Source organism: Enterococcus viikkiensis (genome assembly GCF_005405345.1).
GTDB classification, from domain to species: Bacteria; Bacillota; Bacilli; order Lactobacillales; family Enterococcaceae; genus Enterococcus_A; species Enterococcus_A viikkiensis.
In genome coordinates, this window is record NZ_BJDW01000009.1 from 88615 (window position 1) to 115387 (window position 26773).

General features: G+C 39.9%; 21 protein-coding genes. 19 read left to right on the forward strand and 2 right to left on the reverse strand.

The window, feature by feature from the left end; translation table 11 throughout:
- The first annotated feature begins 522 nt into the window (after window positions 1-522).
- The 10 genes from ylqF (at window position 523) to FFM67_RS06425 (ending at window position 11666) form a co-directional block, all read left to right on the forward strand.
- Window positions 523-1374, forward strand: a complete 852-nt coding sequence (gene ylqF, locus FFM67_RS06380) for a ribosome biogenesis GTPase YlqF (protein ID WP_137613743.1) — start codon at window positions 523-525, stop codon at window positions 1372-1374.
- Entirely contained in the window at window positions 1374-2144 is a 771-nt protein-coding gene (rnhB, locus tag FFM67_RS06385; RefSeq protein WP_137613744.1) for a ribonuclease HII, read from the forward strand. Before ylqF ends, rnhB begins: the two co-directional genes overlap by 1 nt.
- A 53-nt stretch (window positions 2145-2197) precedes the next feature.
- Window positions 2198-3052, forward strand: a complete 855-nt coding sequence (dprA, locus tag FFM67_RS06390; protein ID WP_246042945.1) for a DNA-processing protein DprA — start codon at window positions 2198-2200, stop codon at window positions 3050-3052.
- A 100-nt stretch (window positions 3053-3152) separates the two neighbouring features.
- On the forward strand, window positions 3153-5231 hold the full coding sequence (gene topA, locus FFM67_RS06395) for a type I DNA topoisomerase (protein ID WP_137613746.1): 2079 nt from the start codon (window positions 3153-3155) through the stop codon (window positions 5229-5231).
- A gap of 21 nt (window positions 5232-5252) precedes the next feature.
- Window positions 5253-6551 carry an FADH(2)-oxidizing methylenetetrahydrofolate--tRNA-(uracil(54)-C(5))-methyltransferase TrmFO gene (trmFO, locus tag FFM67_RS06400; RefSeq protein ID WP_137613747.1) on the forward strand — a complete coding sequence of 433 codons (1299 nt, stop codon included), beginning with the start codon at window positions 5253-5255 and terminating at the stop codon, window positions 6549-6551.
- Window positions 6552-6753: 202 nt separating this feature from the next.
- Window positions 6754-7653: a tyrosine recombinase XerC gene (gene xerC, locus FFM67_RS06405; protein ID WP_137613748.1), complete on the forward strand. Its 900-nt coding sequence runs from the start codon at window positions 6754-6756 to the stop codon at window positions 7651-7653.
- A gap of 276 nt (window positions 7654-7929) precedes the next feature.
- Window positions 7930-8475, forward strand: a complete 546-nt coding sequence (hslV, locus tag FFM67_RS06410; protein ID WP_071861206.1) for an ATP-dependent protease subunit HslV — start codon at window positions 7930-7932, stop codon at window positions 8473-8475.
- A gap of 110 nt (window positions 8476-8585) precedes the next feature.
- Window positions 8586-9977: an ATP-dependent protease ATPase subunit HslU gene (gene hslU / locus FFM67_RS06415; protein WP_137613749.1), complete on the forward strand. Its 1392-nt coding sequence runs from the start codon at window positions 8586-8588 to the stop codon at window positions 9975-9977.
- A 16-nt stretch (window positions 9978-9993) separates the two neighbouring features.
- Window positions 9994-10782: a GTP-sensing pleiotropic transcriptional regulator CodY gene (gene codY, locus FFM67_RS06420; protein ID WP_137613750.1), complete on the forward strand. Its 789-nt coding sequence runs from the start codon at window positions 9994-9996 to the stop codon at window positions 10780-10782.
- A gap of 14 nt (window positions 10783-10796) precedes the next feature.
- Window positions 10797-11666 (forward strand): aldose 1-epimerase family protein, encoded by an 870-nt coding sequence (locus FFM67_RS06425; protein ID WP_137613751.1) that lies wholly within the window; start codon window positions 10797-10799, stop codon window positions 11664-11666.
- Between the two features lie 103 nt (window positions 11667-11769).
- Here the strand turns inward: FFM67_RS06425 and plsY are convergent, their stop codons facing one another.
- Window positions 11770-12399 carry a glycerol-3-phosphate 1-O-acyltransferase PlsY gene (gene plsY / locus FFM67_RS06430; RefSeq protein WP_137613752.1) on the reverse strand — a complete coding sequence of 210 codons (630 nt, stop codon included), beginning with the start codon at window positions 12397-12399 and terminating at the stop codon, window positions 11770-11772.
- 122 nt (window positions 12400-12521) lie between these two features.
- Here plsY and FFM67_RS06435 point away from each other — a divergent pair, with 122 nt between their 5' ends.
- The 8 genes from FFM67_RS06435 to FFM67_RS06470 all read left to right on the forward strand — a co-directional run bounded on the left by FFM67_RS06435 (window position 12522) and on the right by FFM67_RS06470 (window position 23894).
- Complete coding sequence (locus FFM67_RS06435; RefSeq protein ID WP_137613753.1) at window positions 12522-12944, forward strand: CoA-binding protein; 423 nt, start codon at window positions 12522-12524, stop codon at window positions 12942-12944.
- A gap of 131 nt (window positions 12945-13075) precedes the next feature.
- Complete coding sequence (gene parE / locus FFM67_RS06440; RefSeq protein WP_137613785.1) at window positions 13076-15106, forward strand: DNA topoisomerase IV subunit B; 2031 nt, start codon at window positions 13076-13078, stop codon at window positions 15104-15106.
- Between the two features lie 14 nt (window positions 15107-15120).
- Complete coding sequence (gene parC, locus FFM67_RS06445) at window positions 15121-17571, forward strand: DNA topoisomerase IV subunit A (protein ID WP_137613754.1); 2451 nt, start codon at window positions 15121-15123, stop codon at window positions 17569-17571.
- A 281-nt stretch (window positions 17572-17852) separates the two neighbouring features.
- The gene (gene pflB, locus FFM67_RS06450) at window positions 17853-20144 is read left to right on the forward strand and encodes a formate C-acetyltransferase (RefSeq protein ID WP_137613755.1); all 2292 of its coding nucleotides are present in this window, start codon (window positions 17853-17855) and stop codon (window positions 20142-20144) included.
- Window positions 20145-20335: 191 nt separating this feature from the next.
- Entirely contained in the window at window positions 20336-21115 is a 780-nt protein-coding gene (gene pflA, locus FFM67_RS06455; RefSeq protein WP_137613756.1) for a pyruvate formate-lyase-activating protein, read from the forward strand.
- An 88-nt stretch (window positions 21116-21203) separates the two neighbouring features.
- Window positions 21204-22133, forward strand: a complete 930-nt coding sequence (locus FFM67_RS06460) for a manganese-dependent inorganic pyrophosphatase (RefSeq protein WP_137613757.1) — start codon at window positions 21204-21206, stop codon at window positions 22131-22133.
- Window positions 22134-22222: 89 nt separating this feature from the next.
- Window positions 22223-23026, forward strand: coding sequence for a DUF1803 domain-containing protein (locus tag FFM67_RS06465; RefSeq protein WP_137613758.1), 804 nt, complete (start codon window positions 22223-22225; stop codon window positions 23024-23026).
- Window positions 23027-23030: 4 nt separating this feature from the next.
- Complete coding sequence (locus FFM67_RS06470; protein ID WP_137613759.1) at window positions 23031-23894, forward strand: alpha/beta hydrolase; 864 nt, start codon at window positions 23031-23033, stop codon at window positions 23892-23894.
- 2 nt (window positions 23895-23896) lie between these two features.
- Here the strand turns inward: FFM67_RS06470 and FFM67_RS06475 are convergent, their stop codons facing one another.
- Window positions 23897-24451 (reverse strand): DUF2179 domain-containing protein, encoded by a 555-nt coding sequence (locus FFM67_RS06475; protein ID WP_137613760.1) that lies wholly within the window; start codon window positions 24449-24451, stop codon window positions 23897-23899.
- A gap of 382 nt (window positions 24452-24833) precedes the next feature.
- Here FFM67_RS06475 and glgB point away from each other — a divergent pair, with 382 nt between their 5' ends.
- Window positions 24834-26735 carry a 1,4-alpha-glucan branching protein GlgB gene (gene glgB, locus FFM67_RS06480; protein WP_137613761.1) on the forward strand — a complete coding sequence of 634 codons (1902 nt, stop codon included), beginning with the start codon at window positions 24834-24836 and terminating at the stop codon, window positions 26733-26735.
- Window positions 26736-26773 lie beyond the last annotated feature (38 nt).

Consider the following 26773-nt stretch of genomic DNA (forward strand, 5'->3'; position numbering starts at 1 on the left):
TATTTTCGGATTTTTCAAAATAACATAGTTGAAAGCTAGCGCTGAAGTCAGACTTAACCCAAATCGATCGTAGATAGGATAGAGAACTCCAAACTATTAGTAAACTCTACGTCGAATCTCTATTCAGGAACCAGATAGTATCAAAATTTCTTTTAAAACTTATCCTAAAGTATATGGCTGTAAGCTCTAAAAAGTAAATGGGTTTTTAAAGTAAAGAATAGAAGCAACTTTTATTTTTAGACTTTTAGAAGTCAAAACGCTCTATAAATTATTGCTGATTATAAAACAAGTTCAATAAAAATAACGTTGACAGGAAAGTAGTTAATGAGTTAAATGAAGAATGACTAGTACTTGATATTGAAATAATTTATGGTAAAATGCGGGAGACACATGGTTATAAGATAACGTATGGGAAGAATACATTATTAAAATAGAAATGGCAATTGTCCTATGCCACATATTTTACTTGAATTTTTCAGAAATTAGCTTCTTAAAACCTTGATATGAAAGGAGTTTTATATAATGAGTACGATCCAGTGGTTTCCTGGTCACATGGCGAAGGCGAGGCGTGAAGTCTCTGAAAAATTAAAATTTGTCGATATCGTTTTTGAATTAATTGACGCACGATTGCCATTATCCTCACGCAATCCGATGTTGGATCAAATTGTGCAACAAAAGCCACGGTTGATCCTATTGAATAAGTCCGATTTGGCAGACCCGATCCAAACAAATTTATGGGTAAATTATTTCAGGGAACAAGGTCATGCGGTATTAGCATTAACTGCTAAAGAAGATAAAAGTGTGAAGCAAATTGTTCCGGCTAGTAAGAAGGTTTTAGCGGAGAAAATCGCCCGGGATAAAGAACGGGGATTGAAACCGCGTGCGATTCGTGCAATGGTTTTAGGGATTCCCAATGTTGGAAAATCAACCTTGTTGAATCATTTAGCAGGTAAGAAAGTTGCTAGTACTGGTAATCGTCCAGGTGTGACAAAAGGGCAGCAATGGTTACGGTTTGGTTCACAGCTCGAGCTCCTAGATACTCCAGGGATTTTATGGCCAAAATTTGAAGACCCAGAGGTTGGTAAAAAATTGGCGTTGACTGGTGCAATTAAAGATGATTTGTTACATTTAGATGACTTAGCATTGTATCAATTGGATTTCTTTTCACGCTTTTATCCAGAACAATTGAAGGAACGATACAAATTATCAGATGATGAATTGTTTTTAGAATTGCCAAAGTTATTAATGGTGATCACGGAAAAACGTGGTTTCAAGGATGATTATGAACGGGCTAGTGAGATGTTGATTTTAGAATTGCGACAAGGACGACTAGGCCGCTTTACTTTGGATCGTTTTGAGGAGCTAAGTGAGTAATGGAAAAATTATCAATCAGCGCGATCAAAGAACAATTAAAGGGAATTACGGCAGCAGATGATATTCGACTAGCTAATTTTAGAGAAGATTCGCGAAAAGGTGTGCAGCAGGCCCTTTTGCAATGGCAAAGACAGCAAGATAAACAGCAAGCTCTAGTTGAAAAATATCAAGGGATGTCGGTCTTTGAAGCTACAAAAAAAGCGCAAGGTTTTCAAGCAATTTGCGGAATTGATGAAGTGGGTCGAGGTCCTTTGGCCGGACCGGTAGTAGCTGCCGCAGTTATTTTAAATGAGGACCATACGATTTTAGGATTAAACGATTCTAAGCAGCTTTCTGCTCATAAGCGGGAAGAATTGGTTGCGGAAATCAAGAAAAATGCCCGAGCGATCGGAATCGGAGAAGCAACTGCTGAAGAAATTGATCAGTTAAATATTTATCAAGCGACTAAAGTTGCGATGCAGCGTGCGATCGATCATTTAACAATTTCACCCGATTGTTTATTAATCGACGCAATGGTTTTAGAAAATGGACTGCCGCAAGAAAAAATCATTAAAGGGGATGCCCGCTCGGTCTCAATTGCGGCTGCTAGTATTATAGCAAAGGTTTATCGCGACGAATGGATGGCTCAGTACGGCGAACACTATCCCTCTTATGGCTTTGCCAAAAATGCGGGCTATGGCACGAAGGAGCATTTAATGGCGATCGAAGAACAAGGGATTTTACCAATTCATCGTAAAACCTTTGCCCCAATTAAAAATAAATTAAAATGAGATCCTTCTATTTTCAGTATCTTTTTAATAAAGAGCTGAAAAGAGGGATTTTTTTGAAAAATAAATTTTTATTGCGTTTGAGTCTGACTAAGGGCATCGGAGTTGTTGGCAAGCAACGAATCTATCAATTTGCTAAACGAAATCAACGGTGGCAGTTTGAAAGCTTAGAGCTTCGCTTACTTTCTCACTCAACAAAACCTAATAATTGGAATGACTGGAGCGAAGACCGACTTCAGGAGATTATCAATACGCATGATTTTATTACGATTGAAGACGCGGACTATCCCGAAGCGCTGCGCTATGTTTCCACACCGCCTTTGGTTTTATTTTATAAAGGAAATTTAAACTTATTAAAACGTGAAATGTTGGCGGTCGTTGGAGCCAGAGAAGCGACAAAGTATGGTTATCGAGTATTACAAGCCCTAATGCCGGATCTCACGAAGCGCGGTTTTGTAATTGTTAGTGGGTTAGCAAAAGGAATCGATAGCTTCGCCCATCAATTTGCGATCAGTAATCAAGGAAAAACTATCGGAATTGTTGGAACCGGTTTAGATATCTGTTATCCTAAAACTAGTGGGAATTTACAAATTGAGATGAGCCAACATCATCTGGTTCTTAGCGAATACCCTAATGGGACCATGCCCGCTAAATTTCATTTTCCCATGCGCAACCGAATCATCGCTGGTTTAAGCAGCGGTGTATTAGTAATAGAAGCTAAAAAACGCAGTGGTTCATTGATTACCGCGCAACAAGCCCTGGACTATGGCAAGGAAGTTTTTGTTGTTCCTGGATCGATTCTAGATGGTCGTTCCAGTGGTTGTCATCAGCTGATTCAAGACGGTGCAAATTGTGTAGAAAAAACACAGGATATTTTTGATTCCTACGATTTATTGAAAAAATTTCATTAGACCTGACTTGACAAATAAAAAATGAATAGCGTATTATAGGCTACGATTTGTCAGTAGTTGCCGATATATAATAGAAGAAAAAAATAAGGAGGCAAAACATTTGGCCTATAAATACCTAGTAATTGTAGAATCACCAGCAAAAGCAAAGACCATTGAAAAATATTTAGGAAGAAATTACAAAGTGGTAGCGAGTGTTGGACATGTTCGCGACTTGCCAAAAAGTAAAATGGGAATTGACGTAGAAAACAACTATGAACCCCATTATATCTCCATTCGTGGTAAGGGTGACGTCATTAAAAGTTTGAAACAAGCTGCAAAAAAAGCCCAAAAAGTTTATCTCGCAAGCGACCCGGATAGAGAAGGGGAAGCCATTGCTTGGCATTTGGCTTATTTGTTGGGACTTGATTTAGAAGATAAAAACCGGGTGGTCTTTAATGAAATCACAAAAGATGCAGTGAAGGCGGCTTTCAAAGAGCCGCGTAGCATCGATGTTTCATTGGTTGATGCCCAACAAGCACGCCGCGCATTAGACCGCTTGGTAGGCTACTCGATTTCGCCAATTCTTTGGAAAAAAGTCAAGAAAGGCTTGAGTGCAGGTCGTGTGCAATCGATCGCCTTAAAAATGATCATTGATCGCGAACAAGAAATCCGTGATTTTATTCCAGAAGAATACTGGAGTATTGACGGAAACTTCAAAAAGAAGACGAAAAAATTCAAAGCGAATTTTTGGGGTGTAGACGGCAAGAAGAAAAAATTGCCGAACGTAGAAGCAGTCAAAGAAGTAACTTCTAGAATTGACGGCAAGGACTATGAAGTGACTAAAGTTGAGAAAAAGGAACGCAAACGCAATCCAGCGTTGCCCTTTACCACTAGTAATATGCAACAGGAATCGGCTCGCAAACTGAACTTCCGAACCCGGAAAACCATGATGGTAGCTCAACAACTATACGAAGGAATCGCCCTTGGCAAACAAGGAACTGTCGGCTTGATTACGTATATGCGTACTGATTCGACCCGGATCTCTGATACTGCCAAAACAGAGGCGGCTGAATTCATCGAAAAGACTTACGGCAAAGAGTATTCGCAACACCATGCTCGTAAAGTGAAAAATCCACAAGGGTCTCAGGATGCCCATGAGGCAATCCGGCCAACTAGTGTTCAGCGGACCCCTGAAGTAATGAAGCAGTATTTAGACAAGGATCAATTAAAACTTTATACCTTGATCTGGTCACGTTTTGTTGCCAGTCAAATGACTGCTGCAATCCTGGATACGATGAAAGTGACTTTAGAACAAAATGGTGTAATCTTTATTGCTAATGGTTCAAAAATCAAATTTAAAGGGTTCATGCAAGTCTATATTGAAGGCCGCGATGATGGCAAAGAAGACAAAGAAAATATTTTGCCAGAAGTTGAAAAAGGCGACATCGTTCAATCGGTCGATATCGAACCAAAACAACATTTCACACAACCGCCAGCGCGTTTCAGTGAAGCAACGTTGATTAAGACATTAGAAGAAAACGGTGTGGGCCGCCCATCTACTTATGCGCCAACATTGGATACGATCCAACGTCGTTATTATGTGAAATTAACTCAAAAACGCTTTGAACCAACGGAATTAGGCGAGATTGTTAATACCTTGATTGTTGATTTCTTCCCACAAATTGTAGACGTCAACTTTACAGCGGAAATGGAAAACGATTTGGATAAGGTAGAAGACGGCAAAGAAGAATGGACTAAAGTTGTCGATCGTTTTTACCAGCCTTTCGCGGTGGAATTAGAAAAAGCCGAAGAAGGCATTGAAAAAATCCAAATCAAAGATGAACCAGCTGGCTTTGATTGTGATGTTTGTGGTCATCCAATGGTGATTAAATTAGGTCGTTACGGTAAGTTCTATGCATGTAGTAACTTTCCAGACTGTCGCAATACGAAACCGATCATTAAAGAAATCGGCGTAGAATGTCCGGTTTGTCATCAAGGTCAAGTCGTTGAGCGTAAATCGAAAAAGAATCGTTTATTCTATGGTTGTTCTCGTTATCCGGACTGTGATTTTACGTCTTGGGATAAACCAGTTGGTCGGAACTGTCCGAAATGTGACGGTTATTTAGTTGAGAAGAAAGTCAAAGGCGGCAAGCAAGTCGTCTGTATTAATGGTGATTACGAAGAAGTCGTCCAAAAATAAAAAAGTTTAAGTGAGGTATAAATGGTCAAAACAGTGAATGTGATTGGGGCAGGCTTGGCTGGCAGTGAAGCCGCTTGGCAGCTGGCGGAGGCTGGCGTCCCTGTGAATTTATATGAAATGCGTCCGGTGAAAACAACACCGGCACATCATACCGCCGATTTTGCGGAATTGGTTTGTAGTAATTCTCTACGAGGTAACGGGCTAACCAATGCGGTGGGTGTCTTGAAAGAAGAAATGCGCCGCTTAAATTCAGTAGTGATTGCATCAGCCGATGAGACGGCTGTACCAGCTGGCGGTGCGCTAGCGGTCGATCGCGATAATTTTTCTGCTTTAATTACGAAAAAAGTAAAAGAACATTCGTTAGTGACGGTGATTGCTGAAGAAGTGACAAAGATTCCTGAAGGGATCACGATTATTGCGACTGGTCCTTTGACCTCAGAGCCTTTAGCTGAAGAGATTGCAAGCTTCAACGGATCACATGGCTTTTATTTTTACGATGCTGCGGCACCAATCATTGATAGCTCAACGATTGATCGCGAAAAGGTCTATTTAAAATCACGTTACGATAAAGGTGAGGCTGCCTATTTAAATTGTCCCATGACGGAAGAAGAATTTATGCGTTTTTACAACGCCTTGATTGAAGCAGAAGTAGCGCCACAAAAAGAATTCGAGAAAGAAAAATTCTTTGAAGGGTGTATGCCAATTGAAGTGCTCGCCAAGCGGGGCGTTAAAACAATGCTGTTTGGCCCGATGAAACCAGTTGGTTTAGAAGATCCTAAGACTGGCAAACGTCCGTACGCAGTGATTCAATTGCGCCAAGATAATGCGGCGGCTTCGATGTACAATATCGTCGGCTTCCAAACTCATTTAAAATGGGGCGAACAAAAACGGGTCTTTCAAATGATTCCTGGCCTAGAAAAGGCTGAGTTCCTACGTTATGGTGTGATGCACCGCAATAGTTTTATGAATTCACCGGAATTGTTACGACCGACTTATCAAAGCAAGCAGCGTGAAGACTTATTCTTTGCCGGACAAATGACCGGAGTGGAGGGGTATGTCGAAAGCGCCGGCAGCGGTTTGGTTGCCGGCCTGAATGCCGCTCGTTTAGCAAAAGGCGAAGAGCTGATCGAATTTCCGCGAGAAACGGCGATCGGATCAATGGCCTATTATATCACTCATGCTGAGGGCAAACATTTCCAACCAATGAATGCCAATTTTGGTTTGTTCCCAAGTTTGCCGGAACGGATTCGCGATAAAAAATTACGCTACGAATCATTAGCGGAACGTGCGCTAAATAGTTTAGCAGAAATGAATACTTAGAAAAAAGTCTTGTTGCGTTCGCAACAAGACTTTTTTATTTAAACAAAAATAGGGGCAATCCTGTACTGTTTGACAGTAATTATGAAATTTCTGTAAACAATTGTTAGTATATTCGTGAAAAGTCAATAAATTCTGACAATTAAATTGTAATTAAAAAGTGCTTATGCTACATTTGTGATATGTTTGTGAGGTGAGAAGAACGTTGACAAATGATGCAGCGATAAATGAATTTATCAGTTATTTAATGACCGAGCGAGGTTATTCAGAAAAAACCAAAGAAGCGTATCAACGAGACTTAAATGATTTTTGCCGTTTCTTAGAAAATTCTGGTGAAGCGTCGTTACTGACAGTCGATCATTTAGATGTTCGGGTCTATCTAGCCTTTTTGAATGATCAAAAGTACAGTCGCAATACGATCAGCCGAAAGATCGCTAGTCTCCGATCTTTTTATCAATATCTTTTGAAACATAAACATATAAATGAAAATCCTTTTTCTTATGTTCATCTTAAAAAAAAGCAGGCACGCTTGCCGCGGTTCTTTTATGAAAAAGAAATCGAAATCCTCTTTGACAGCGTTGAGGGAGATAAGCCGCTGGAGCAACGAAATCGTGCACTACTAGAAGTGCTATACGGTTCCGGCCTACGGGTCAGTGAATGTGCTAACCTTACCTTGTCAGTGATTGATTTTGATAACAATGTGTTATTGATTCACGGAAAAGGCAACAAGGACCGCTATGTTCCATTAGGTTCTTACGCGGCGGATGCGATCCAAGAGTTTGTTCATGATGGTCGTAAATATTTGATGGATCATTTTGGCAAGGAACATGATTATCTGTTCATCAATCATCGAGGGGACCAGATTACTGCCACTGGAATTGAATACGTTTTAAATCAGATTATCAAAAAAAGCAGTCTCAATAGTGATATTCATCCCCATATGTTACGGCATACTTTTGCGACGCATTTGTTGAACAACGGCGCAGACCTACGAACAGTTCAAGAACTGTTGGGCCATGCAAATTTGTCCACAACTCAAATCTACACCCATGTAACCAAAGAAAGCTTACAAAAAAGTTACCGCTCGTTTCATCCACGAGCTTAAAAAGTATAAGAGCTACAATCAAGTGAATAATTAGGTTGCTAGGTAAGCTTGAAAATCAAACTTATTTTTCCTGAACTTGGAAAAATAAATTCTCTAAAATGAAAAAGGATGTCAGTTCCACTCTTCGCAGTTTTGTACCAGTAAAAGAAAAAGATGTAAAGAAGAGCTAGATTACTACAAAAGTATCTAGTGGAATGATATACGGCTTGAAAATCAAACTTATTTTTCCTGAACCTGGAAAAATAAATTCTTTAAAATGAAAAAGGAGCGAATCACATGTCTGAATCACAATTTCATTCAACAACGATCTGTGCGATCGAAAAAGACGGAAAATTAGCAATGGCTGGTGACGGTCAAGTAACTATGGGCGAGCAAGTCATCATGAAAGGAACTGCCCGCAAAGTTCGTCGTATTTATAACGGTAAAGTCGTTGTCGGATTTGCTGGAAGTGTTGCGGATGCATTTACGTTAGAAGAAAAATTTGAAGGCAAACTAAACGAGTACAATGGAAACCTACAACGAGCAGCAGTTGAATTGGCACAGGAATGGCGGACGCAACAAGCGATGAAAAATCTTGAAGCCTTGCTGATTGTTATGAATGAAGAAGAAATGCTACTTGTTTCTGGAAATGGGGAAGTCATTGCACCAGACGATGGTATTTTAGCAATCGGTTCGGGCGGTAATTATGCTTTGGCAGCTTCTCGAGCAATGAAAAAGCACAATCAAGAAATGACCGCCAAAGAAATTGCGGAAAGTGCCTTAAACATTGCAGCCGACATCTGTGTCTTTACCAACCATAATATTATTGTTGAAGAAATGTAAATAATTAGACCCTTCACAACGATACTCAGTGAGGCATAAAGTAAAAATAAGTATATTGGAATGATCTATGGACGAAAATAAGTTCATTAATCTTAGTAAGGAGAATCAACATGACTGAAGTGAATAAAACACCTAAGGAAATTGTAAGTGAATTGGACCAATACATCATCGGTCAAAATGATGCGAAACGCTCAGTGGCGATTGCTTTGCGGAATCGCTACCGTCGTATGCAACTGGAAGAATCGATGCAACAAGAAGTTACCCCTAAAAATATCTTAATGATTGGACCGACGGGTGTCGGTAAAACAGAAATTGCTCGCCGTTTGGCACGTATTGTCAAAGCGCCTTTCGTCAAAGTTGAAGCAACGAAATTCACAGAAGTCGGCTATGTAGGTCGCGATGTAGAATCAATGGTGCGAGACTTAGTAGAACATGCGATTACTATCGTTGAGAAGGAGAAATATTCAAAGGTTTACACACAAGCATTAAAACGAGCGAATAAACGGTTAGTGAAACTGTTAGTTCCGGGAATTAAAAAGGAACAAAAACAAAGTAATAATCCCTATGAGCAAATGATGACTATCTTCAATCAAACACAGAATGAACCAAAAGAAGAAGTGACCGAAGATATCAAAGTGAATCGCCAAACCGTTCTTGAACAATTAGAAAAAGGTTTATTGGATCAACGTGAGGTCACAATTGAGGTTAGCGAACCGAAAAAAGCGATGCCAATGAACAATGGCTTGGAACAAATGGGGATTGATTTGTCAGATACGCTAGGAGCCTTGACGCCGGATAAAAAAGTACAGCGGACGGTTACAGTGAAAGAGGCTCAAGAAATTTTAGTAAAAGAAGAACAAGCGAAATTAGTTAATGAAGGGGATATTTCCACAGCCGCAATCAAATTGGCTGAAAGCTCTGGGATTATCTTCATTGATGAAATTGATAAGATTACTTCGAAATCGCAGCAAAATTCTGGGGAAGTTTCTCGAGAAGGCGTTCAACGCGATATTTTACCGATTGTAGAAGGGTCTCAAGTTAACACGAAATACGGTGCGATTCAAACGGATCACATTTTGTTTATTGCCAGTGGCGCATTTAGTTTGTCGAAACCAAGCGATTTGATTCCTGAATTACAGGGACGCTTCCCAATTCGGGTGGAATTAAGCGATTTGACGGCGGAAGATTTCGTTCGGATCTTAACGGAACCAAACAATGCTTTAATCAAACAATATATCGCTTTAGTCGGAACAGAAAATGTTGACATTGTGTTCACTCAAGAAGCGATCGAACGAATTGCGCAAATTGCTTTTGATGTGAATCGGGAAACTGATAACATTGGGGCGCGTCGTCTCCATACAATCTTAGAAAAATTATTAGAAGATCTATTGTTCGAAGCACCGGATATGCAAATGGGAGAAATCACGATTACGGAAGCGTATGTTGATGAAAAATTAGTCTCAATTGCACAAAACAAAGATTTAAGCCGTTACATTCTTTAAAAATGGAGGGGAAAAAGTGGAAACATTATTAGAAAAAACACGCCAAATCAATAAGTTGATGCAGCAAAAAAATGCTTTCGAACCAACTGCCGAATTACCTTACAATAACATGGCGCGTATTTTAGGGGATGTGTTGGGGTCGCTGACTTATATTATCGGGGCCGAGGGGAAATTGTTGGGTTTAAATGAAAAGATTGATATCAATACAGATCGAGTGCGTTCGTTTTTAGTGGACCGCCAGTTTCCGGATCGTTATGTCTCTGAAATGAAGGAAGTTTTTAAGACCGAGGCAAATATTCCAATCGTCAATGAATTGACTGCTTTTCCAACCGAACGAGCTGAATTATATCCTAGCGGGTTAACCACCGTTGTACCAGTTTTTGGGTCCGGAGAACGTTTAGGAACGATTATCTTGGCTCGGACAGAAGGTGATTTTAACGACGATGATCTTGTTTTAGCGGAGTACGGTGCGACAGTTATCGGAATGGAAATATTGTATCAACAATTTCTGAATGTTGAAGCGAAAATCCGTAGTCAAACGGCGGTTCAAATGGCGATTAGTACCCTTTCTTACAGTGAGTTGAAAGCGGTCAAAGCAATTTTCGACGCATTAGAAGGAGACGAAGGTCGTTTGACGGCTTCGAATATCGCGGATAAAATTGGCATTACTCGTTCCGTAATTGTGAATGCGTTGCGTAAATTGGAATCTGCAGGTATCATTGAATCACGTTCACTTGGAATGAAGGGGACGTATTTGAAAGTCTTGAATCCATTGTTTAAAGAAGAGCTGGTACGCCATAAATAGGAAGTGGGATGTTTATGTCAGTAACAATTACAAATGATTTTTTGAAAGCAACGATCAATGAAAAAGGCGCAGAATTGGTTAGCCTACATGCTAATGAGATTGAGTATATCTGGCAGGCAGATCCCCAATATTGGGGTCGTCACGCGCCAATCTTATTTCCGTTTGTCGGACGCCTGAAAGACAATCACTATTCATATCAAGGTAAGACTTATCCTATGGGACAGCACGGGTTTGCTCGTGATAAAGAGTTTAAGGTGCTAGAACAAACGAAGGAAAAAGTCACACTGGTTTTAACCAGTGATGAGGAAACGAGAAAGGTTTATCCTTTTGACTTTTCTTTGACGGTCAGCTATGAGATTTGGGGTGAAGGTGTTCGGATTCGTTTTGATGTAGAAAATACTGGTGAAGAGGAAATGATTTTTGCATTAGGTGGGCATCCGGCGTTCAATATTCCATTGACGGACAAGTTGCAATTCGAGGATTATTTTATCGCCTTCTCACCACAAAAATCACGGGTAAAAATTCCTTTGGAGGGACCGTTTACGAATTTGGCTCAAAAGACCATTGGACAGACCAATACGAATATCCAATTAAGTCGTGAGTTGTTTAAAGAAGATGCATTGATTTATGAAACAAAAGGGTTAAACGCGTATACCTTGGGGAGTGAAGACTCTTCTCACAGTGTTACGGTGGCCTATAACCATATTCCTTATGTAGGCTTATGGTCGCCTTACCCGGCAGAAGCGCCTTTTGTCTGCATTGAACCTTGGTGGGGATTTGCGGATACGATCGACAGCAACGGTCGTTTAGAAGACAAAGAAGGCATGAATCGTTTAGCTGCAAAGGCGCATTTTAAAACAGAATTTTCGATTACCGTAAGCTAAAATAAGGAGCTAGGACATCATTATGTCCTGGCTCCTTTTGTGAATGAACAGTTTAAGCTAAGTTCTGTCATGCTATCGTTCAATCTACCAATTGTTTCTCCATTTATTTTTCCTTTTTATTTAAGCCAAAGGATACTCGATTTTCTGTACCAGCTTTGATGCGCTGGATATTTTCTTTGTGACGATAAATAATGTAACAAGTCAGTAGAAAACAAACCAAGGTTAGCAGCCAATTATGCGTCGGTAAAATAGCGGGCCAAATATACGGTAAAGCAATTGATGAAAGAGTAACAAAAATAGCGGAAAAAATACTTGCTACACTTACCATGCTGGATAGATAAAGAACAATCAAGAAAAACACGAGCGAGTAAAAAAAGAACAACGGTGAATAGCCTAAGATCATCCCGGCGCTAGTAGCGACTGCTTTACCACCTTTAAAGTCGGCAAAGACTGGTAAGGTATGACCGATGACTGCGATTAATCCAAACCATAAAGGGTTGACGTCTAAGTGGAAAATGATAGGCAGACAAGTAGCCAAGGTTCCTTTTAATAAATCCATCGCAAAAACAATCAGTCCAGCGGCTTTTCCTAAGACTCGAAAGGTATTCGTGGTTCCTGAATTTCCGCTGCCGAAATTTCGAATATCTTTTTTGAAGAAGATTTTTCCAATCCAAATGCCAGATGGAATGGAGCCTAAAAGATAAGCGAACACGATTAGTATAGCGATTTTCATATAAATCCTCATTTCTCTGTTAGTAAGGCTATTTTAACAGATTTCAAATCAGTGAACAAATTCAAAATCACGTGCTATACTACATGGAGTAATTAAAATGACGATCAAGTGAGGGAAAGCAGATGAGTTTTCAAAATCCGAAACAAAATAAAATTTTTCAATACTTAGACGATGCCAAAGTTATCGCAGTCGTAGGCTTAAGTGACAAGCCTGAAAAAACCAGTTATCAAATTGCCGAGGTGTTAAAAGGCCATGGTTATAAATTATATGGCGTTAACCCAAAACTAGCCGGTGAAACAGTTAACGACATTCCAGTAGTGGCTCGACTGACAGACGTACCAGAAACGATTGATATTGTCGATATTTTTCGCCGCAGTGAATTTTTACCAGCGGTGGCAGAAGAATTTTTACAAACAAATGCTAAAGTTTTTTGGGCACAGCTTGGCTTATACAGTGCTGAAGCAGCGGAAGTCTTACGTTCAAAGGGCCGCAGCGATATTGTGATGGACCGTTGTATCAAGATTGAATTAAATAAGCGCGTGTAAAAAGCGTGCCGAATTTATTAAAAAAGATAGAAAAACGCCTTTTCATGTTTAGGAGAGGCTTTTTTTTTATCGTCTTTTAGCGTATCATACAAATGATGTACTTTAGATAAGGAGTTGTAAGCTTGGCTAAGATGAACAACGAATACAATGACGCTTCGATCCAGGTTCTTGAAGGATTAGAAGCAGTTAGAAAAAGACCAGGGATGTATATTGGCTCGACCGATAGTCGTGGCTTGCATCATCTAGTATATGAAATCGTCGATAATGCGGTAGATGAAGCATTATCTGGCTACGGTAGTGAGATTGCTGTGACGCTGCATGCTGATAACAGCATAGAAGTTAGCGATAAAGGTCGGGGAATGCCGGTTGGAATGCATGCCTCAGGAATTCCTACAGTAGAAGTCATCTTTACCATCCTTCATGCGGGAGGAAAATTCGGACAAGAAGGCGGCTATAAAACTTCTGGTGGGTTGCATGGTGTCGGTGCTAGTGTGGTAAACGCACTCTCTGAATGGCTGACAGTTACGATTGTTCGCGATGGTATGGAATATCGCGAAGAATTCAAAAATGGCGGCAAACCGCAAGGAACGCTGAAAAAGATCGGCAAAACCCGAAAACCTAATGGAACAACTGTCCATTTTTTACCAGACGATCAAATTTTTACGACGATGCACTTCTCTTACGAAACGCTTTCTGAGCGGTTACGAGAATCAGCTTTCTTATTACGTGGGGTGAAGATCGTCCTAACTGATTTACGGGGAGAAGAAAAAGTAGAAGAAATCTTCCATTTTGAAGAAGGTATCAAAGAATTTGTTGAATATTTGAATGAAGACAAAGATACGCTGACACCAGTGGTTTATTTTTCCGGTGAACGAGAAGGAATCGAAGTTGAATTTTCTTATCAATACAATGACGGGTACTCTGAAAATGTTCTTTCCTTTGTTAACAATGTTCGAACAAAAGATGGTGGAACACACGAGTCAGGGATGAAAACGTCAATGACGAAAGCCTTTAATGAATACGCTCGTAAATCAGGTTTATTGAAAGAAAAGGATAAAAATTTAGAAGGATCAGACTTCCGAGAAGGCTTGTCTGCGGTACTTTCTGTTCGCATCCCAGAAAATCTTTTGCAGTTTGAAGGTCAAACAAAAGAAAAATTAGGAACACCAGCAGCTCGAGGGGCCGTCGATAATGTGATTGGCGAGCAAATGGGGTTTTATTTACAAGAAAATAGTGAAAACAGCCAGATGTTAGTTCGTAAGGCGATCAAAGCGCGTGAAGCGCGTGAAGCTGCCCGCAAAGCCCGTGAAGAAAGTCGTAATGGGAAAAAACGTAAAAAAGGTGAATCCTTACTTTCTGGTAAATTAACGCCCGCTCAATCTCGTAACGCCGCTCGAAATGAATTGTTCCTAGTCGAAGGAGATTCTGCCGGTGGTTCGGCCAAACAAGGCCGTGACCGGAAGTTCCAAGCAATCTTGCCGTTGCGAGGAAAAGTTATCAATACCGAAAAAGCGAAGATGCAAGACATCTTGAAAAATGAAGAAATCAACACAATGATCTATACGATTGGCTCAGGTGTTGGTCCGGAGTTTTCTATCGAGGATTGTAATTACGACAAAGTCATTATTATGACCGATGCGGATACTGACGGGGCCCATATTCAAGTGTTGTTATTGACTTTCTTCTATCGTTATATGAAACCATTGATTGAAGCAGGGAAAGTCTACATCGCCTTGCCGCCTTTATATAAAGTTTCAAAAGGTGCTGGAAAAAAACAAGTGGTGGAATATGCTTGGACAGATGAAGAATTAGAAGATGTAACTAAGCAAGTCGGTAAAGGCTATACGTTGCAACGTTATAAAGGTCTAGGAGAAATGAATGCGGAACAACTGTGGGAAACCACGATGGACCCAGAATATCGTACGTTGGTTCGCGTCCGGATTGATGATGCTGCTAAGGCAGAACGTCGGGTCACGACCTTAATGGGTGATAAAGTTGAGCCAAGACGTAAATGGATTGAAAGCCACGTTCAGTTTACGTTAGAAGAAGATGGCAGTCTGTTGGACAATAAAGAAGAAGTTCCAGCTGTTCCAGTGGCGGAGCAATCGGAAACAGAAGAAACAGCTGATGGTCAACGTGTTATCAGTTTGTTTGATGAGTAGGAGGTGGTCACACAATGGATGCAAAACATTCAATCCAAGAGTTAACGCTAGAAGAAGTAATGGGTGACCGCTTTGGCCGCTATTCAAAATATATTATTCAAGAACGGGCCTTGCCAGATATTCGTGATGGCCTGAAGCCTGTTCAGCGGCGGATTTTGTACGCTATGAATAAAGATGGCAATACCTATGACAAAGGCTTCCGTAAATCGGCAAAATCAGTCGGAAACATCATGGGGAATTACCATCCTCACGGAGACAGCTCGATCTACGAAGCAATGGTACGGATGAGTCAAGACTGGAAGTTACGTCAAGTCTTGATCGAAATGCACGGAAACAATGGTTCGATGGATGGTGATCCGCCAGCAGCAATGCGTTATACCGAAGCCCGCTTGTCACAATTAAGCGGCGAGATGCTGAAAGATATCGAAAAAGATACGGTTGATCTTGTCTGGAACTTTGACGATACTGAAAAAGAACCAACTGTTTTACCGGCGGCTTATCCGAACCTTTTAGTCAACGGTTCAACCGGTATCTCAGCTGGGTATGCAACGGAGATTCCGACGCATAATTTATCCGAAGTGATTGATGGTACGATCTATTTAATCGATCATCCAATGGCTTCTTTGGAAAAAATTATGGAGTATATCCCAGGGCCTGATTTTCCAACCGGTGGTATCCTACAAGGAAAAGCTGAGATCAAAAAGGCTTACGAAACCGGTAAAGGAAAAGTTATTCTACGCTCAAAAACTTCGATTGAACCATTAAAAGGCGGTAAACAGCAAATCGTGATTCATGAGATTCCTTATGAAGTCAATAAGGCTGTTTTAGTAAAGAAAATGGATGAAATCCGTTTGAACAAAAAAATCGACGGTATCGCTGAAGTCCGCGATGAATCTGACCGTACCGGATTACAAGTTGTGGTGGAATTGAAAAAAGATGCCAATGCAGAAGGAATCTTGAATTATTTATTCAAGAATACTGATTTGCAGATCAACTATAACTTCAATATGGTGGCCATCGATAATATGACGCCTCAGCAAGTTGGTTTGAAGCCTATTTTAGAAAGCTATGTTGCTCACCGCAAAGTAGTCATCACTAAACGGAGTCAATATGAACTAGCAAAAGCTCAAAAGCGTCAGCACATCGTTGAAGGCTTGAAGAAAGCTTTGTCGATCCTAGACGAAGTGATTGCCACGATCCGTGGAAGTAAGGATAAAAAAGATGCGAAAGCGAATTTAGTAGCGCGTTACGATTTTTCTGAAGAACAAGCTGAAGCTATCGTTACTTTGCAGTTGTACCGCTTGACGAACACAGATATTACGCAACTTGAAGAAGAAGCTGCGGAACTAGCTGCTGAGATCAAGGAGTTGCACTTGATTCTAGATAGCGAAAAAGAATTATACAAAGTTATGAAGCAAGAGCTTCGTCAAATTAAGAAGAATTACGGCAACGATCGGATGACGAAAATTGAGGATGAAATTTCTGAAATCAAGATCGAAACCGAAGTATTGATTGCTCAAGAAGATGTGATCGTAACCTTGACCAAAGAAGGTTACTTGAAACGTAGCAGTGTTCGCTCGTATAATGCTTCACGGCCGGATGAACATGGGATGAAAGATGGCGATTCGATTATTTTTATTGATAAATTGAATACGCTGGATCATTTATTGATCTTAACGAATCATGGAAATATGATCTATCGTCCCGTTCATGAAATCGCTGAATTGAAATGGAAGGATGTCGGTGAACATATCTCCCAAACAATCACCAACCTGTCCATGAGTGAAGAGATCATTGCGGCCTTTCCATACAAAGAAATTGATGCCAATAAAATTTTCCTTTTCATTAGTAAGGAAGGAATGATCAAACAAACACGAATGACTGAGTTTTCACCTTGGCGGACGTATCGTAGCCGTCCAACTAGTGCGATGAAGATGAAAAACGAGACCGATCAAATCGTCTCGGCGTACTTGACGAGTGAAGTGCGGAATGTCGATGTTTTCATTGCCTCTCATCGTGCTTTTGGATTGCGTTATCCACTAGAAGAAGTACCGGTAGTTGGTGCGAAAGCAGCGGGTGTTAAAGCAATCAATTTGAAAGACGGGGATTCTGTTGTTGCTGGTGCGCTGGTTCCTTCTGAAGGAGACTCCCCAATTCTGTTATTAAGTCAACGAGGAGCGGCTAAGCGAATGTTGGCACAAGAACTGCCACAGCTAGGTCGAGCAAAACGTGGCTTGATGATCTTCCGCGAATTGAAGAAAAATCCACATCGCTTGGTTTACTTAACAACTGAAACAGAAGGAAAACTTCTTTTGACGACCGAAAAAGGGATTACTAAAGAAATTGAAATTGCTAAAGTAGCAATCAGTGATCGCATTTCCAACGGGACTTTCGCAATTGATGAAAAAACAGAAGGGGAGCTTACTTCGGTTCTGAACCCACAAGAATTGATGGAAGAATCATAATTCTGTTTTATAAGATTAACGATATAAACGGCATCTGTGTTAATACAGATGCCGTTTTTTATATCACAAAATTTAAAAAATATGTCTTTTCAAAGAAAAATTATGCGTCTTAATGATTGCATAGAATCCTTTAATATCAAGGCTTTGTAAGCTGTATCAAAGGGTTTTAAAGCTCAAAGTAATCTTTCACAAGGAAAGGCTTGCATAATAGCATAAATGTGTTATACTGTGTTCGTGAAGCTGTAGTATTAAGTTTTATATTCTAAGGAGGTCCTTGTTAAATGGGAACTGCAACAAATGAACTAGAAAAGATGAAAAACACTGAAAAATCAGCTTGGAAAGGCTTTAAAGGCCATTTATGGAAAGGCGAGATCAATACTCGTGATTTCATCCAAGCAAACTACACACCTTATGAAGGCGCTTCGGATTTCTTAGCAGATCCAAGTGAGGCAACGAACGAACTATGGGGCAAATTACAACAATTACAAAAGCAAGAACGTGAAAACGGTGGCGTGTTGGACATGGAAGCAGATATTGTTTCTGCAGCTAATGCATACGGTGCTGGCTATATTGACGAAAGCATGAAAGACAAAGAAGCAATCGTTGGTATTCAAACGGACAAACCGTTAAAACGTGCGTTTATGCCTTATGGCGGTATCCGTATGGCGGAAGAAGCTTTAGAAAGCTATGGCTACACACCAAATCCTAAATACACTGAAATTTTTAACGATTATCATAAAACACACAACCAAGCAGTATTTGATGTTTATACACCAGAAATTCGGGCAGCACGTCGGAACAAGATCATCACTGGTCTTCCTGATACTTATGGCCGTGGCCGGATCGTTGGTGACTATCGTCGAATCGCATTATACGGTATCGATTACTTAATGGAACAAAAATTCAAAGATCATGAAAACTGTGGTCATGGACAATTCACAGACGAAGATCTCCGCTTACGTGAAGAAATCACAAACCAATACAATGCCTTAAAACGTATCAAAGAAATGGCTGCTGCGTATGGTTATGATATTTCTCGTCCAGCTGAAAATGCAAAAGAAGCAGTACAATGGACTTATTTCGGTTACTTAGCAGCTATCAAAGAACAAAATGGTGCCGCTATGTCTATCGGACGTGTTTCTACGTTCTTAGATATCTATATCCAACGTGATATCGAAAATGGTTCATTAACTGAAGACGAAGCACAAGAATTAATTGACCATTTAGTTATGAAATTACGTATGGTTAAATTTGCTCGTATCCCTTCATACAATGAATTGTTCTCAGGCGACCCAGTATGGGCAACTCTTTCAATCGCTGGTATGGGTATGGACGGACGTACATTAGTTACTAAGAATGATTTCCGTTTCTTACACACCTTAGAAAACATGGGACCTTCCCCAGAACCAAACTTGACTGTGTTATATTCTTCTCGTTTACCAGAAGGATTTAAAGATTATGCAGCGAAAATCTCAATCGATACTTCATCAATCCAATACGAAAATGACGATGTTATGCGTCCAGTATGGTTAGACGACTATGCGATCTGCTGCTGTGTGTCTGCAACACAAACAGGTAAAGAAATGCAATTCTTCGGTGCTCGTGCAAACTTAGCGAAAGCTTTGTTATATGCAATCAACGGTGGGGTTGATGAAAAATCTAAAGTTCAAGTCGGACCTGACTTCCGTCCAATCGATTCTGATGATGCGTTAGACTTCGATGCAGTAATGGCTAAATATGATGACATGTTAGAATGGTTAGCAGGTATGTACGTAAATACATTGAATGCCATCCACTACATGCACGACAAATATTACTATGAAGCTGCTGAACTAGCATTGATGGATACTGATTTGAAACGGACATTCGCGACTGGGATCGCTGGATTCTCTCACGTTGTCGATTCATTATCAGCAATCAAACATGCAAAAGTATTCCCAATTCGTGACGAAGACGGTATCGTAACTGACTTCAAGATCGAAGGCGAATTCCCTAAATATGGTAACGATGATGAACGTGCTGATGATATCGCTGTATGGTTATTGAAGACTTTCATGGAAAAATTGGAACATTATCATACTTACCGTAATTCAGAACCAACAACATCTATCCTAACTATCACTTCAAACGTGGTATATGGTAAAGCAACTGGAACTATGCCTGATGGACGTAAAGCAGGCGAACCATTATCACCAGGTGCGAACCCATCTTATGGCGCTGAACAAAATGGTTTGTTGGCTTCATTGAATTCATTGACTAAATTACCTTACGAATATGCGTTAGACGGTATTTCTAATACTCAAAGTATCAACCCTGATGCTTTAGGTCATGATGAAGACGAACGTATCGAAAACTTAACGAACGTGTTAGATGGCTACTTCAACCAAGGAGCTCATCACTTGAACGTGAACGTCTTCGGTAAAGAAAAATTAGTTGATGCAATGGAACATCCAGAAAAAGAAGAATATGCGAACTTCACTATTCGAGTTTCTGGCTATGCTGTTAAATTCATCGATTTAACTCGCGAACAACAAGAAGATGTTATTAGTCGTACATTCCACGCCAAAATGTAATAGTAATGACTGGTTTGTAAAGCTTAGTATCTAATTTTTAGCAACAATAAATAGTTATTTTCTAAGGCGGATGGATGGAGATCTATTCGCCTTAGTTTTTAAAATAATTTAATAAAAAATAACCTACATTCATGTAAAAGTTGCCGAAATTTATGCATGAAAATTTACATATAGAACTAGGGGGACTGATTATGTCTGCTGTGACTGAACAACCTATTGTCGGAAATGTCCATTCAATCGAAAGTTTTGGATCTGTTGATGGTCCGGGCGTCCGTTTCATCGTTTTCATGCAAGGCTGCCGGATGCGTTGTCAATTTTGCCACAATCCTGATACTTGGAAAATTAATGATCCAAAGGCCAAAAAACGTACGGCCGATGACGTTTTAAAAGAAGCGATAAATTACAAGAGTTACTGGGGTAAAAAAGGCGGGCTGACAGTTAGCGGTGGTGAACCGTTATTACAAATTGATTTCTTAATCGATCTATTCAAAAAAGCTAAAGCAATGGGGATTAATACAACGTTAGATAGTTGCGGAAATCCATTTACTTACAAAGAACCGTTTTTTTCAAAATTTGAAGAATTAATGAAATATACTGATTTGATTTTGTTTGATATTAAACAAATTGATGACCAAAAACACAGAGAACTGACTGGACAAAGTAATAGCAATATCTTGGAAATGGCGAAATACCTATCCGATATCAATAAACCCGTTTGGATTCGCCATGTATTGGTACCTTTTAGAAGCGACTATGACGAATTTTTAATTCGATTAAATACATTTATCCAATCATTGAACAACGTGGATAAAGTTGAAATTTTACCTTATCATACGATGGGCAAATACAAGTGGGAAGAGATGGATCTTGACTATCCATTGGAAGGAATTGAACCACCGACTGATGAGCGCGTTGAGAATGCAAAAAAACTATTGCATACCGAAGATTACAAAGGCTATTTAAAACGCTAAAACTTGAGGAAAAGAGCGGCATTGTGTTGCTCTTTTCCTTTTTTTTGATATGATAAAGAAGAACTTTATTTAAAGGAGCGAATCAACTATGACAAAAGTTTTAATTTTTGGCCATCAAAATCCTGATACCGATGCAATCGGAGCGGCGATTGCCTTTGCTAATTTACAAAAGGAATTAGGGGTTGATGCTGAAGCAGTTGCGTTAGGCACGCCTAATGAAGAAACCCAATTTGCTTTAGATCATTTTGGCGTATCTGCACCTCGCGTGGTAGAAACAATCGCTGGCGAAACAAGCGATGTCATGTTAGTCGATCATAATGAATTCCAACAAAGTGCGGCTGATATTGAAGACTTGAATATTTTGGCGGTTGTCGATCATCATCGAATTGCTAATTTCCAAACCGCAAATCCACTTTATTATCGGGCTGAACCAGTTGGCTGTACGTCAACGATCGTTTTGAAGCTTTATAAAGAAAACGACGTGACGATTCCTAAAGAAATCGCAGGTATGATGCTATCTGCTATCGTTTCAGATACGTTATTATTCAAATCACCTACTTGTACACCACAAGACGTTGATGCTGCCAATGCGCTAGCTGAACTTGCTGGGGTTGACTTGAATAGTTATGGCCTAGACTTATTGAAAGCTGGAACAAATCTAGGAGACAAATCAGAAGCTGAGTTATTGGATCTCGATGCGAAAACATTCCCTATGAATGGAAAAACGGTTCGTGTTGCACAAGTAAACACAGTGGATATCGAAGAAGTTTTTGCTCGTCAAGATGCGTTGCGGGATGCGATGTTGACTGAAAATGTAACGAATGGGTATGACTTATTCCTATTATTAGTAACGAATATTTTGGACTCTGATTCTGAATTATTAGTTGCTGGTGAACCACGTGAAAAAGTTACCGAAGCCTTTGACGTGGAGCTTAAGAATGATCGCGCCTCATTACCGGGTGTTGTATCACGGAAGAAACAGGTCGTTCCACAATTGACCGAAGCCTTCGAAAAATAATTGTGACGATTTTTTTAATGGACTCGTTTTTAGGAGTCCATTTTTTTGTGGATTTTTCTAAATGGGATTAAAATGCAAGAGGGGATAGTATGAAACTTATTACAAAAGACCGAAAACTACAACGATTGTTGAAGCGCCAGGAAATACAACAATTACTTGCTTATTTTGAAACAGTTGAAGAGCCGGTAATCTTACGGGAAATTCGCAAACAATTTCCAAATCAGAAACATTTGGATAAGGATTTAGAACAATTGATTGATCATGAGATTATTTCCCGTAATGAGCGACGCTATCAGTTCGCGTTGCCAATCATAACAGGATACCCAACGACAGCTTTAGCTGAGAAGACCATTCAAACAGTGTCACAAAAATTTTCGTCGGAACAAATTTTAATGCTAATCGCAGAAGACTATTGGCGTGAGGAGCTTGAAGAAGTTGTGGCGGTGGATTTTTCATTACCTACGTTAAATCGAATGGAAAATGATCAGTTCTCGTTAGTGACGATCAATCAAGGAGACGCACTTCCTGAGACACTACCTAACTATTTTGCAAATAACGAGCGACCGTTGGAATTTCCTAAGTTGTCCACTCTGTTAGGTGATGTTCAGCCGCAATTTTTTATGGATCAAATCGGGCTTGTTTTAGAACGAGCAATGGCTAATAAAACACCGAGACGTTCATCGATCTTTTTAGACAGTCTGATCCAAACGCAAGTCGTTAGTGAAAAAGGGCAACTGCAACTGCCTATCTATTCACAGAGTCCATCGCTTGATTTGAATTTAGACTTGGACGCTTTAGAAATGGAAACGCGCTTTTTTCTAGTGCGTCAAATAGCGGCAATTGCATTAGGTGAGCAGGCAAGTTTTAGTTATCTCAAGAAAAAGAAGGCATAAGCGGATGCAAAAAATAATCAAAGGGATCATTTTGATCATTAGTTTTTTATTAGTATTCGGTGGAATATTTTACGCCAAGGTTCGCTATTTTAGTCCAGGGGCCTTGACGAAGCAAAAGGACATTGTTTATTCGAATGTGCCAACGGTCTTTATTCACGGCTACGAAGGGAATTCTTTTTCTCTTGGACCGATGCTTAGGCGATTGGAAAAAGGCAATATTGCTAAGCGGGAAATGACTATTGTCGTTCAAGCGGATGGCAAGCTATCGGTTGAAGGGGAGTTGTCGGAGCAAAAGAACAATCCAACGATCATGGTCCTGTTTGCTAAAGATGTGACGGATGAGATCACGCAAAGCAAGTGGATTGATGCAGTGATGCGCTATCTTTATCAGCATAAGATTAGGCATGTGAATCTTGTCAGTCATTCTATGGGAGGGGTTTCGACTTTGCGCTATCTGCTAGAATATGCCGGGAATAAAACACCAGAGGCCGATCGTTTTGTGGCAATCGCAGCGCCTTTTAATGATTTAGAGATTGCGGAAGATACGGAGGAGATCTTTGCTTACGAATTGACAGAAGATGGCCCAAGTGGCGAGACACCGGTTTATCAGTATTTTGATCATTCGATGAATCGACTGCCTCCTGATATTCGAGTATTAGATGTGGCTGGGGATCTAGAGGATGGTACTGAAAGTGACGGCTCCGTCTCTACTCACAGTGCGTTTGCTTTACGTTGGCTGTTTCAGAAGCATGCGAAAAGCTATCAAGAACTGACAGTCAAGGGAAAAAGCGGGGGACACTCGGCGATTACTAAGAGCAGTCAATTAGAAGAAAAACTCATTCAATTTATATGGAAAAAAACAACTTGAAGTTAAGACTTCAAGTTGTTTTTTTGTCGTTTACGGATTTTTTTGGTCCAAAACCCGCCAGATATATATTTTGGTTCGTAGGAAATGATAAAAGCCCGTTCTTCTACTTCTTTAATCAGTCCATAAAGTGCACGCTCATTTTTTCTCGGTGACAAGATTTCCAATACAACTCGCTCACCTGAAAGTCCTTCGCCGTAAGATTGAGTAACCCCGTAGCCATGATCTCGTAAGATACGAGGCAAGCTTCGGTCTTGATCCGTATTGGTTGGCAGGATAGCAGTCACCATAGTATAGCCTAGTGCTAGTGCATCTTCGATCTTGATTCCGACACTAACTCCGACGCCATAACCTAAAGCATAAGTAAGTAGATTGATTGGGTTATCGAGCCGGTCCAGCACCATCGAAAGACCTAAAATGTAAATGGTGATCTCTATCATGCTCATGAGTGGAGCTAGGATTCGATAGCCTTTCATGGTTAACATAAAGCGGAGGGTATTTAGAGTGACATAGGCGAGGTTGATGAAAAATATCATTGCCAACATTTTTAAATCAATCATAAAAAAACTCCTAACTGTAAAAAAATAAATCTTTAGCAAAAATAAAAGCGTTGTTATCGCAGCTTTATTTGTTAGTTATGCCGCAAGATTTTTTTATCCATAGCGTTTTGATTTGTTTATTAATTCTTAGCCTAACGATTATATTGTCAAAATGCAAACAGAAGGGAACTACTTCGAACAAATTATTTTTAATAATTGTCAGAATACATAGATTTTGGAACGAGATTGTTATTTATCGGGGATAACATAAACTATTTAAAGAAAATAAGGATTTTATCTTCTATTTTAATTCTTACTATAATATAATATATATAAGAATATTTAATAATATTTAAATAGAACAGTAAAGCGTTTTTACGTTCTTTCCAAAAAGGTGGTTCTCATGAAAAATACTGAAAAATTAGAAATGCAGCAGATTGCTAATGACAAAAAGGCCTTCTTAACCGGTGAAAATTTTTATCTGCAGCATTTATTAGGCGCACATCGTGAAGAGCACGGGTATATTTTCCGAGTTTGGGCCCCGAATGCATTAGCGGTGTTTCTTGTAGGTGATTTTAATGATTGGCAAGACTGGGCAATGGAAAAAGACCCAGAAACTGGTATTTGGCAAATCTATTGTGAAGAGGCAAACGAAGGTGATTTGTATAAATTTAAGGTTAGACAAGCCGATGGGCGTGAGATTTTAAAAATTGATCCTTTTGCCGTTCGCTTTGAAAAACGTCCTGGTGATGCTGCCGAGTTGTACAATTTTCCGGACAAGAAATGGAAAGATGGACTATGGCGCGGGCGAAGCAAACGCTCGAATCCATTTAAGCGGCCGCTGAACATTTATGAGATGCATGCCAGTTCTTGGAAGCATCATGAAGATGGAACACCTTATCGTTTTGCAGAATTGAAAGATGAACTGATTCCTTACTTAGTAGAAATGAATTATACCCATGTTGAATTCATGCCGTTGATGGAGCATCCATTGGGGCGTTCTTGGGGTTACCAGTTGATTGGCTATTTTGCTTTGAGTTCTTATTTTGGGACACCTGCTGAATTTCAAGATTTTGTTGAGGAATGTCATTTAAATAATATTGGTGTTTTTGTCGATTGGGTCCCAGGACATTATTGCATCAATGATGATACGTTACCGTATTATGATGGGACACCGCAGTTTGAATATACGGATCCTGACCGGGCGAAGAACAATCGCTGGGGTTCGATTAATTTCGATCTAGGCAAGCCACAAGTTCAAAGCTTTTTGATTTCCAGTGCGATGTTTTGGATCGAGATGTTCCACATTGACGGAATTCGTGTTGATGCTGTTTCAAGTATGATTTATCGAGACTACGATGAGGGGCCTTGGACCCCAAATCACGAGGGTGGTAACCGTAATTACGAAGGGGTTTATTTCTTACAAAAATTGAATGCGGTCATTAAATTGGCCCATCCGAATATTTTGATGATTGCGGAAGAAAGTTCCTCTGACACGCAAATCACTGGCATGATTGAAAGTGGAGCCTTAGGTTTTGACTTTAAATGGAACATGGGGTGGATGAATGATGTACTGCGTTTTTACGAAATGGATCCGATCTTTCGGAAGGACCATTTCAATCTAATTACTTTTTCTTTTATGTATATGATGCAGGAGAATTTTATTTTACCATTGTCACATGATGAAGTTGTCCACGGCAAAAAGAGTTTGATGCATAAAATGTGGGGAGATCGGTACAAACAATTTGCCCAACTGCGGAATCTTTACACGTATTTCATGACGCATCCAGGAAAAAAATTGCTCTTTATGGGAAGCGAATGGGGACAATTTCTTGAATGGAAATTTGATGAAGGATTAGAGTGGGGAGATTTAGGGGACTCGCTTAATCAATCCATGCAGCACTTTACCGCGACACTGAATGATTTTTATAAAAATCAGCCTGCTTTGTGGGAATTGGAAGAATCCTATGACACGATTGAGATTATTGATGCGGATAATACAGCAGAGTCAATCTTGTCTTTTATTCGTCAGGGGAAACGAAAAAAAGATTTTCTAATTGTGATTTTAAATATGACACCTGTTGAACGACGTGATTTTCAAATTGGCGTTCCCTATCCAGGAACTTATAAAGAAGTGTGGAATACTGAAATGGAGGAATTTGGCGGAACATGGACGAAAGCCAATGTAGATTGCCAAACTGAGCTAGGTGATTTCAAGCAGTATCAGCAAGTTATTAAGACAACGGTTCCAGCTTTAGGAGCCCTTATTTTAAAACCAGAGTCAATCAACACACGTAAGAAATAGAGGGGAGGTCGATGAGAGTATAGCTCTCATCAAAACAC